General features: G+C 41.6%; 10 protein-coding genes, 3 tRNA genes and 1 pseudogene. 7 read left to right on the forward strand and 7 right to left on the reverse strand.

What is annotated here, in order from left to right:
* On the reverse strand, positions 1 to 274 hold a 274-nt coding region (locus JWQ85_RS20550; RefSeq protein ID WP_299471334.1), incomplete at its 3' end, for a hypothetical protein.
* A 201-nt stretch (positions 275 to 475) separates the two neighbouring features.
* On the opposite strand from JWQ85_RS20550, the gene JWQ85_RS20555 reads away from it, so the two are divergent.
* The 3 genes from JWQ85_RS20555 to JWQ85_RS20565 all read left to right on the forward strand — a co-directional run bounded on the left by JWQ85_RS20555 (position 476) and on the right by JWQ85_RS20565 (position 2,879).
* Positions 476 to 958 carry a terminase small subunit gene (locus tag JWQ85_RS20555; RefSeq protein ID WP_299471336.1) on the forward strand — a complete coding sequence of 161 codons (483 nt, stop codon included), beginning with the start codon at positions 476 to 478 and terminating at the stop codon, positions 956 to 958.
* Between the two features lie 64 nt (positions 959 to 1,022).
* The gene (locus tag JWQ85_RS20560; RefSeq protein WP_299471337.1) at positions 1,023 to 2,246 is read left to right on the forward strand and encodes a PBSX family phage terminase large subunit; all 1,224 of its coding nucleotides are present in this window, start codon (positions 1,023 to 1,025) and stop codon (positions 2,244 to 2,246) included.
* Positions 2,247 to 2,291: 45 nt separating this feature from the next.
* Complete coding sequence (locus JWQ85_RS20565) at positions 2,292 to 2,879, forward strand: hypothetical protein (protein ID WP_299471338.1); 588 nt, start codon at positions 2,292 to 2,294, stop codon at positions 2,877 to 2,879.
* Here the strand turns inward: JWQ85_RS20565 and JWQ85_RS21965 are convergent.
* The 3 genes from JWQ85_RS21965 to JWQ85_RS20575 all read right to left on the reverse strand — a co-directional run bounded on the left by JWQ85_RS21965 (position 2,824) and on the right by JWQ85_RS20575 (position 3,534).
* On the reverse strand, positions 2,824 to 3,144 hold the full coding sequence (locus tag JWQ85_RS21965) for an acyltransferase family protein (RefSeq protein ID WP_367186265.1): 321 nt from the start codon (positions 3,142 to 3,144) through the stop codon (positions 2,824 to 2,826). The genes JWQ85_RS20565 and JWQ85_RS21965 overlap by 56 nt on opposite strands.
* Positions 3,145 to 3,280: 136 nt before the next feature.
* Positions 3,281 to 3,364 (reverse strand) — tRNA-Leu (locus tag JWQ85_RS20570).
* Between the two features lie 86 nt (positions 3,365 to 3,450).
* Positions 3,451 to 3,534 (reverse strand) — tRNA-Leu (locus JWQ85_RS20575).
* Between the two features lie 80 nt (positions 3,535 to 3,614).
* Between JWQ85_RS20575 and JWQ85_RS20580 the strand changes: the two genes are divergently transcribed.
* From JWQ85_RS20580 to JWQ85_RS20595, 4 genes are all read left to right on the forward strand, one after another.
* Positions 3,615 to 4,661, forward strand: coding sequence for a YCF48-related protein (locus JWQ85_RS20580; RefSeq protein WP_299471340.1), 1,047 nt, complete (start codon positions 3,615 to 3,617; stop codon positions 4,659 to 4,661).
* A gap of 130 nt (positions 4,662 to 4,791) precedes the next feature.
* Positions 4,792 to 4,864 (forward strand) — tRNA-Lys (locus JWQ85_RS20585).
* Positions 4,865 to 5,173: 309 nt separating this feature from the next.
* Positions 5,174 to 6,424, forward strand: coding sequence for a site-specific integrase (locus tag JWQ85_RS20590; RefSeq protein WP_299471341.1), 1,251 nt, complete (start codon positions 5,174 to 5,176; stop codon positions 6,422 to 6,424).
* A gap of 14 nt (positions 6,425 to 6,438) precedes the next feature.
* Positions 6,439 to 7,431 (forward strand): PDDEXK nuclease domain-containing protein, encoded by a 993-nt coding sequence (locus JWQ85_RS20595; protein WP_299471342.1) that lies wholly within the window; start codon positions 6,439 to 6,441, stop codon positions 7,429 to 7,431.
* Between the two features lie 264 nt (positions 7,432 to 7,695).
* On the opposite strand, the gene JWQ85_RS20600 is transcribed toward JWQ85_RS20595, so the two are convergent.
* The 3 genes and pseudogenes from JWQ85_RS20600 to JWQ85_RS20610 form a co-directional block, all read right to left on the reverse strand.
* Positions 7,696 to 7,878: a hypothetical protein gene (locus JWQ85_RS20600; protein ID WP_299471344.1), complete on the reverse strand. Its 183-nt coding sequence runs from the start codon at positions 7,876 to 7,878 to the stop codon at positions 7,696 to 7,698.
* Positions 7,879 to 7,889: 11 nt separating this feature from the next.
* On the reverse strand, positions 7,890 to 8,702 hold the full coding sequence (locus JWQ85_RS20605; protein WP_299471346.1) for a PRTRC system ThiF family protein: 813 nt from the start codon (positions 8,700 to 8,702) through the stop codon (positions 7,890 to 7,892).
* Positions 8,699 to 9,117, reverse strand: a pseudogene (locus JWQ85_RS20610) (PRTRC system protein B); the annotation flags it as partial. The pseudogene JWQ85_RS20610 and the gene JWQ85_RS20605, both read right to left, overlap by 4 nt.

Genomic DNA, 9,117 nt, shown 5'->3' on the forward strand with positions numbered 1-9,117 from the left:
CTAACTTGGTTTGCAGTGTATAACCAATTGCAGGCAATACAGAAAATACCGGCTTTGTTCCTATTACTGTAGTTGCTTTATTATCTACAGTCCCCTTTTTATTAAAAACTGAACGGATCAAATCGTATAGATCCTTTTGTGCGGAGGTGTCTTGCTGGGCAACCACCAGGGTATCGTTCATGCGGTGCCTGGTTAGCGGGATAGTGCTTTTATCCTGCGCATGCAGCGCAAAAGATAACAGAAGCATAACTATCAGCAATAACGCTAATTTCATTAAGATGGGATTACAAGATTAGTGCTGCAAAACAACGGTGTAAAGATATATTTTTGTAAACGATAGATTGTGGTAAGCATAAAACAAGTCCCCCATTCTAAAATAAAGATTTTTCTTTAATATTTGCATTTTTAAAGAATTTATTTTATATTTGTATATGATTATGCCAATCGGCATTTAATTCATTAAACGTCACTCTTCATGAAACAACATCTAAAAACAATCAAAGCTTACAGGGCGCGTATTGCAAAATATTTTAGCTTTATACAGGGAGAATATCATATAGAAAAAGTACCGGCAAAGGGTTCTAAAGACAGCACTGACTTTATAGATCAAAAGGTTTGGGACCGTGAACCCGAACCTGCTACCCTATCCGGGTTGGCCTTAGCTTTGGGTTTTATCAGCATAGCTGAACTGGAAGCATATGAGCGTGATGGCAAATTCGCGCATATTATTAAAAAGGCCAGGCTAAAGGTAGAGGCCGAGTACGAAAAAAGGCTTCATTATCAATCGGCCACCGGGGCTATATTTTTTTTGAAGAACCTGGGCTGGACTGAGAAACCTGATGATCCTTTCTTAAAGGAAATACCTAAAACAATAAAAATAGAAATTGTTAATTCGGGTCCTAAACTGGCTTCGAGCGAAAAAGATGTGACGCTTTTAGACGGGAAGGCGAAAGGATGAAGGATAAAAGACCTTCCCTCTTAAGTCCTTGGTCTTTAATCTAAAAGTCTTTTATCCAAAGAATATGCACAATAAAACTACCACCCTATTCAAACATAACTACGAAGCTACCAGCCATATTATTATAAACCAGGGGGGCACAAGTTCTGGTAAAACTTATGCTATTGAACAGGTATTGTTTTGCCTGGCGGCAGAAAACGAAAAACAGATCATCACCGTTGTAGGGCAGGATATCCCCAACCTAAAATCGGGTGCCCTGCGCGATGCACAGGCCATACACAGCGAATCGGATATTCTGAAGCGCATGGTTAAAAACTACAACCGGACAGATCGCATATTTGAGTTTAGCAATGGCAGTATCATCGAGTTTAAAAGCTACGATAATGCACAAGACGCGAAGTCCGGAAAAAGGGATTACCTGTTTGTAAACGAAGCGAATGGCATTGAGTGGGATGTGTATACCGAACTTGCCCTGCGTACCAAAAAACGGATCTATATTGATTACAATCCCAACACAGGTTTTTGGGTGCACGAGAGGTTGATAGGCAAGGAAAACGTGCAGCTTTTCATATCCGACCATCGGCATAACCCTTTTATAGAAGATGCTTTTCGGGCCAAAATAGAGGCGCTTAAATCCGAAGACCTGGAGTTATGGAAAGTTTATGCGCGTGGTCTCACAGGTAGAATAACCGGTTTAGTGTTTGATAACTGGCATATTTGTGAAGCTATCCCTACGGATGCAAAACTAATATCCGCAGGGCTCGATTTTGGCTTTACTAATGATGAAACCGGTTGCGTGCTTGTTTATAAACAAAACGGTGAGCTTTGGGTTGATGAGGTACTTTATGAAACCAGACTTACCAATAAAGATATAGCCGGTAAATTGCAAAACGCCGGCATTAGCAAAGGAACAGAGATTATTGCAGATAGCGCCGAACCAAAATCAATTGAAGAGCTTAAGCGCCTTGGGTGGTATGTTACAGGTGCTAAAAAAGGGGCTGATAGCATTAAAAACTCAATAGACATACTTAAACGTTATAAAATAAACGTTACTCGTAACAGCGTAAATCTGCGTAAGGAATTAGGCAGGTACAAATGGAAAAGCGATAAGAGCGGCAAAACCATAAACCAACCAGTTGATACCTTTAACCACCTTATAGACCCTTTGCGGTATGTAGCCTTAAATAAGTTAAATGCAAAAGGCAGCTTCGGGGTAAAAAGCAGGCTACCGAAAGCCATTAAGCAACAGAACTATGATGTTTTTGCCGGAATAATCGATCTTTCTTAATCCATCGGTGCAATCATTCAAAACAATCGGTGTAATCCCAATAATATGATAGAAAAAATACTTATAACAACCCATGGTAAACTGCGGGTTAAAATACCATCGCAGCTAAATGAAGTTAGCCTGGGGCAAATGATGGCCCTGCAGGATAATCCACAATTGAGTGACCTGGACGCCATTAGCATATTATCGGGCGTCCCGGTTTCCGATCTTCAAACAGTGCGCAATGCCGGCGACTTTATGGCTTTCGCCGATGCTGTACTCTCTTTATCCCAGCAAATAAGGCATTTGTATAACAGCGATGAGATCCCCAAAAAAATAACTGTTGACGTTGATAAAAAACTGGTTACAGTAAATGTGATAAACAACCTATCGGTAGAACCGGCGGGCGCATTTATGGCCGCCCGGGATGTTATTGCAGATGAAATAGCCGAACACATAAAAATTTACGGTGAAGAAAACTGGAAGGATTACTTTAACCCATCGCTTACCGCGTGCTGCAAGGTGCTGGCCTATTACTTTTACTGCCGAGCAACGGGTAATAAATATGATGAATATGCCGCAGCCACATTTGCCGAAACTATAAAACAATTGAGGGTAACGGAGGCACTGCCCATAGCGGGTAAATTCTTATAAACCGTCTTTTATAAAAATTCAATATCCCATTCGGCAATCTGTAATTACTATTTAATACTGGAAGCATCAAACAATAGCCGGAAATTACGATGAAAATGTCGACAGCAAAATGACCATACTGAAAGAAATTAACAACAAATTGATTTAATGAGGTTAATGCTTGCAGCTTAAAACTCAATGTAATGTGGTCCATCATTACATAAACAGCAGCTATCGCTCTAATCCCTTCGATGTATAAAAATTTTGCCTTTACAGTTTGCACCATCTTTAATAAAATGAAGATAACATATAATTCATATTTGCACGTAGTAGGACAATATTTAATATTTCAGACAATGCCGTTTGTATTGTAGAATGGTATTATCGGCATAAATTCAAGGTTGAATTTATACTATATTTTGTGCCCGGAACGAGATTCGAACTCGTACATCCTTACGAATGCCACCCCCTCAAGATGGTGCGTCTACCAATTTCGCCACCCGGGCTTAATAAATACAAAGTCTTAAGTTTAAGCCTTGTCTTATCAATTCGACACATGACCTAGAACTTAAGACTCTAAATTTACTGGATGTGCCCGAAGAGAGACTCGAACTCTCAAGAGACAATTCTCAACGGCTTCTGAGACCGCAACGTTTACCAATTTCGCCATCCGGGCATATACAAGGTTGCAAATATAATTTTTTTAGTTAATCCCACTAAAATAAATGCTAAATAAGCGCACTTTTTGTAAACCAAATGGTAAAAGTTAACTTCGGTAAAACTTCTATTATGCATATTAATAAAACCCATATCGCCACAGCGTTCTTTTTATTCTTATTTATTAGTTTAAAAGCTCAAAGCATAACGTCATTACAGCAAGGCAGACCAACCAGTATCCGTGGTTTGTCAGTAGTTGATGATAAAACAGCCTGGGTAAGCGGCAGCAAAGGAACAATTGGAATATCAAATGATCGCGGAATTAGTTGGGCATGGCAACAAATTAAAGGTTTCGAAAAATCTGACTTTAGAGATATTGAAGCATTCTCTGATAAAGAAGCCGTAATTATAAGCTCAGGAACCCCAGCTCTTATCCTAAAGACAATCGATGGTGGTAAAAATTGGGCTATTAAGTATCAAAAAGCGGATACAGCCTACTTTTTAGATGCGATGGATTTTTCAACAAAGCAACATGGCTTTGTTTTAGGCGACCCTATCGATAATAAATTTTTGCTTTTAGAAACTATAGATGGTGGCGAAACCTGGAACCCTGTTATAAATTCGCCGGCAGCATTAAAAGACGAGGCCGCCTTTGCTGCCAGCGGCACCTGCTTACGAGCAAATAAGTTGATTACCATAGTAACCGGTGGAAGTAATAGCCGGATACTAACCTCTCCTATCAAAAACCATTTGTGGACTGCAAAAGAATTGTCACTTACAAACGGCGCAGCAAGCCGGGGTGCCTTTTCTGTTGCATATGGCAACAATCAAACAATCATAGTTGGCGGAAATTATGCAAAGGATAAACAAAGCGACTCAGTAGCTTATATACTCCCGAAGGCTAAAGCTAAGTTTAAAAAGTATATTCCAGTAACCGGACCTGCCGGTTATCAATCATGTGTTGAACATATCAAAGGTGATGTATTCCTTTCAACAGGCACCTCAGGAAGTAATCTAACTATAGATGGTGGTAAAACCTGGCAAAAAATTGATGGCACAAGTTATAACGTTTGCCGCAAAGCAAAGCATGGAAACCTTATTTTATTGGCTGGGGATGGAGGAAAATTAGGTTCATTTAAATTTTAAAATTGTGTGTTTGAAGCACTTATTGAAAAGTTTACATTTTATTGAAAATAGGCTTGCAACCTATATCAATTAATCCTATATTTGCACCACTTTAAACGGAAACGATAACACAATCGAAAAGTTAAAAGTTGATTCCGTAGCTCAGCTGGTAGAGCATAACACTTTTAATGTTGGGGTCCTGGGTTCGAATCCCAGCGGGATCACAAAGACCACCCAACAGGTCGAACGTTTTGAAGGAAAAGCCTCTTGAAAAAGAGGCTTTTTTTTTGTTTTAAGGCTTTTTATAGCTAAAACAAGGATTTTTCAATATACCCGGTGCTAGCTGGTGTCTCTTTTATTTAATTCCAATACAATCTAAGGCAACTCAATACAACCAATTCGGTACCCTATTCGGTACTCTATTCCTTTTTCCGAAAATAGGGTACCGAATAGAATTTAGTACAGTTTGATTTCGATTGTATCAGTTTGACTATCAGTTAAAAGAACCAGTTTTTCACTTAAAAATTTGGAGTATGAAAGTTAATGAAGAGTTGTCAATTTTATTTTGGCTAAAGCGTGAAAAAGCGCTAAAAGACGGACGGGTACCGATCTATGTCCGTATCACTGTAAATGGCGGACGTGATGGGTTCGCCTCCGGTAAGAAAATTCATCCGGATGCCTGGGATGAAAAAGCGGCCATCGCTGGGATGAACTGCCCGGATTATCAGGCCATCAATAGTTATGTCACCAGGACCAGGGCGGAATTGGAAAAATGCTATAATGTATTGGAAGCTACCTGTGACCGGGTGACGGCGGCCATGGTTAAGGATGCTTACAAACCCAAGCCAGTGGTAGACCAGCAAACCCTGGGGGGTGCATTTAAACTGCACAATGAAGAGTTCGCCGAAAAGGTCGCCAAGAAAAAAGGCAGTCCGGGTACCCTGACCCGTTATGAGCGGCTCGAACGTTATTGCATGGCATTCCTGCACAGCAAATATAAGCTACGCGATATGGCCCTCGAAGAGTTGCATATGGGTATCGCCACCAACTTTTACCATCACCTGCTTTTACAGGACATCGGTGAGAATGCGGCCATGAAGTATGTAAAAACGCTAAAGCAGGTGATCGACCGCGCTATAAATGAAGGCTGGATCAAGGTCAATCCGATCAAAGGTTTTAAATGTAAATATGAAGATCCCGACCGTGAGTGTCTGGAGATGCACGAAGTGATTAAAATGTATCAGAAAAAAATTGAGATCGCCAGGCTGGCTGAGATCCGTGATGTGTATATTTTCTGTTGTTTTACGGGCTATGCGTATGAAACCTGTTATCACCTGGAGCCTGAGAACATCTTTACCGGGCTCGATGGTAAGCTTTGGGTCACCAAAGACCGTCAAAAAACTGGTTCAGAGGAATGTGTGCCGCTTATGCCGATTGCCTTGGAGATCATTAAACGGTATAAAAAACATATCTATTGCCTTGAAAACAATAAGCTGTTACCGGTGAACAGCAATTACCGCTATAATACCTATTTAAAGGAACTGGCGGATATCTGCGGCATAAAAAAACACCTGACCACCCACACAGCACGTCATACGTTCGCAACTACGGTTACACTTGAAAACGATGTTCCGCTGGAAACCGTAAGGAAAATGCTCGGCCACAAGGATTTCCGCAGTACGCAAATCTACGCGAAGATCACCAAGCGCAAGATCAGCAACAATATGAAGGAGTTAGAAAGAAAGTTATTTACCCCTACCGGCAAGTTGAATAGGGCCAGTTAATAAATAAGATCATTATGGAAATCAACACCAATATTATAGCCGATATTCAATCGATCATTCAGAAAGCCCGTGCAACTGCGGTCCGCGCCGTGGATCATGAACGGGTCGTTATGTACTGGCATATCGGTAGAAGGATTTTTGAGGAAGAACAGGGCGGTCATGATCGGGCCGCCTATGGCGAACGGCTCATTAAATATCTTTCCGAAAAGCTGCAGCCCCAATTTGGCGGGGGTTTTTCTTCCCGAAATCTGAACCTATTCCGTCAGTTTTACCGCTGTTTTCCAATTGTGCACGCACTGCGTGCACAATTGAGCTGGTCGCATTATCGGTCCTTGCTTACGCTTGACAATCATGATCAACGGGAGTTTTATCTTAACGAGACGTCGAAGAACAATTGGACCTCACGGCAGTTGGAGCGCCAATTATCCAGTCATTTATATGAACGTTTGCTGTTAAGCACAGATAAGGAATCTGTGTTGGCCATGGCCCGGAATGTGCAGCAACCCCGGGAAGCTAAGGACATTATCAAAGACCCGATGGTGCTGGAATTTCTTGGGTTAAAACAAGAGGAAGCCTATTTCGAAAAGGATCTGGAATCGGCTTTGATCACCCACATCCAGGAGTTTATGCTGGAACTCGGTAACGGGTATTCATTTACCGCCCGTCAAAAACGCATCCATCTGGATGGTGATGATTTTTTCGTTGACCTGGTTTTTTATAACCGGCTGCTGCAATGTTTTGTGATCGTCGAATTGAAAACGCATAAGGTCACTCATCAGGATATCGGCCAATTACAAATGTATGTGAACTATTATGACCGTGTGGAACGTTTACCTCACGAAAATCCAACTGTTGGCATATTGCTGTGTCTTGAAAAGAATGATACTGTCGTCAGGTATTCCCTACCTGAAAACAGTAATGTGTTTGCGTCAAAATATAAATTGTATTTGCCGACGCCCGAAGAATTGTCGACAGAGATCGCTCAAGTCACCGAACATTTAGGATAAGTTTTCCATGGTGCCAAATTGGCTCCTTGAAACCGGTTTAGGCAGCAGGGATAAATTGTGTACGCGGTGCGTACACAATTGGTGGGTGTGTTTTGAAATGATCCGTTATCAGTCCATCATTGATTAATGGCTCTGGGCGGGCGATACGGGCTGTGAAAATCTTCCAATAAAGTGCTCCGTGTTTTGCGCCGATGACAATAATCAAGAGGCAAAACACGGGGCGAAACGGGCCCCGCAAAGCGGGGCCGTTTTACAATTTTAAAGTCAGGTAGCATCTAAAGCAACCAGTTTTTGATAAACATCTTCACAATAGTTCTGTAACCGTTCATCTGCCGAACGATGTTCAGGGTTAAGATGCGCATAGTGCCTGTAATCATCCGCTTGCATAATCGCCAATTGCAGGTTGTCTATTTCGAGGTCGCAACCATTCAGATCCGTAATTTTCATTATGCTGTATATTAAGCTACTTTAAGTGGCTGTGCCCTGAAATCTTTAATATTTAAAAAGAACCCCCGATTAGATAAAATCCCCTCACGGAACAACTGCCAAAGTAATGATGCCCCACAATTAGCCAATGCGGAATTAATAAACAAATCCTGCTTGGTGAGGGCTTCGGCAAGGGAGCAGCTTGGCGTGTTATCTTCCTTTTCCGAGGAATATAGGAGTTCTTTAAATTCATCGGTAACTAAAGGCAGGCTTTCTACAGGCTTGTATAATTCAGAAGCGGGTTGTTTGATTTTCTCTAACGTCGATAGTATTACCTGACCGTTTGTTCGGCTGTTACCGAAATCCATCCAATATTGAACATGATTACGGCCACCATAGCTTTTAGCAAGGTATTTCAATACGTCCGCTATATCGAAGCGAGCCTGTACCGTATCAACACAAGATATGGTTATGACCGCACTGGCGACATCTTTATTGGATAATGATTGCTTATCATAACGTAGCGTTTCAGCTTTCCAGTTGGTGCCGAAAAAACGGTTAATTCGGTTAATCAAGGCAACTGATTTGTGTAACCCAATTTCGGCGGTGGTGAATAACTGCCTGCCGAGGTTCGCGTGGTCTACGGTGTCATTGTCAAATACCCTGACAAATAAACCCGCATGACCCAAAGCGATAAGCGCATGGTTCATTCTTGCCAATGCGGTCAATACCTGACCGCCCGTACCACCTGCTCCTATCAAATTAATAGTAACAGGGTTATAAGGCTGTAATAATTCCTTTTGGACGATATGTACAGCGGGTTTATGGATTTTCTTCGTTCTCACTGGATGATTTGTTTAAGGGTCAAACTTGTTTTAATTAATTCGCACTGTGGAAACACATCGCCTTTCCCTGCAAGGGAGCGCCATAATTCGGTGGTATTGCTTTTAGTGCTGTTATTCCCGCTGATGGAGTGGCTGAAATTGCTGTTAAAGAAATACTGCTCCCATGTTTTCGTAAATTCTTCTAAACAGGTGCTTTTACCAATATTGATTTGCACCGTTCCCATGCAGACCTGCCCACTTCCATAAATATTTAAATAAGGGGCATGGCAAAGTCTAGTATTCATGTTGGGTTTGGTCTTGCCTGACAAGCCGAAGACCATCAAATGGTCGGCATTGGCTTTCCAAAGCATAGCAGGTACATGGAATTTACCCGATGGAATATTCAGCCCCTCGACAAAAAAGAGGTTCACTTCCT

Source organism: Mucilaginibacter sp. (assembly GCF_028288105.1).
Taxonomy (GTDB): Bacteria; Bacteroidota; Bacteroidia; order Sphingobacteriales; family Sphingobacteriaceae; genus Mucilaginibacter.